Genomic DNA, 750 nt, shown 5'->3' on the forward strand with positions numbered 1-750 from the left:
GGAACGTCAGTGAACCATAACAGTCGAAGACTTTGCCGTCTTTGACACCGTCAGTCTCTCTCCTTCGAGAGCAGACTGACACACTACTGGCTACTGTGCCAGCTGGTGAATGGCTCGGCTCGAGAGCCGACGACGGACGTGCCAAGCTGCGAAAAGCTCGTGGGACCCGCATGGAGGGGAAGAACACGAGATCTCCCAATCGGAATCCGTTCAACAATTGCCTCGCGCAATAGGGAACGCCCTGAATTGAAACATCTCAGTAAGGGCAGGAAAAGAACGCAACAGCGATGTCGTCAGTAACCGCGAGTAAACGCGACACAGCCCAAACCGAAGGTCGTCAGACCAATGTGGTGTTCGGGTTGACAACCAAATCTTGACAACTCATCTGAAGTCTCCTGGAACGGAGCGTGAAACAGGGTGACAACCCCGTAAGATGAGTCAGTACGGATGGCGTCAAATCCAGAGTAGTAGGGGTCGGATATCCTCTATGAACATCTCAGGCATCCCCTGAGAAGGCTAAACACTCCTCGAGACCGATAGCGAACAAGTAGCGTGAGCGAACGCTGAAAAGCACCCCGAGAAGGGCGGTGCAATAGGGCCTGAAATCAGCTGGCGATCGAGCGACAGGGCGTACAAGGCGTCTCTTGAAACGACCGAGGAGCGATCCTCTAGTAGGAAAAGAGACGAGCCGGCGTCGTGTCGTGCGTTTTGAAAAACGACCCAGGGAGTGCACTTGATTGGCGAGTCTAA

Annotated in this window: 1 rRNA gene; it reads left to right on the forward strand. The window is 54.0% G+C overall.

What is annotated here, in order from left to right:
- Positions 1–81: 81 nt before the first annotated feature.
- Positions 82–750, forward strand: a 23S ribosomal RNA gene (locus tag ABDZ89_RS13230); the annotation flags it as partial.

Origin of the sequence: Halorubrum ejinorense, from assembly GCF_039522565.1 — an archaeon.
Lineage (GTDB): Archaea > Halobacteriota > Halobacteria > Halobacteriales > Haloferacaceae > Halorubrum > Halorubrum ejinorense.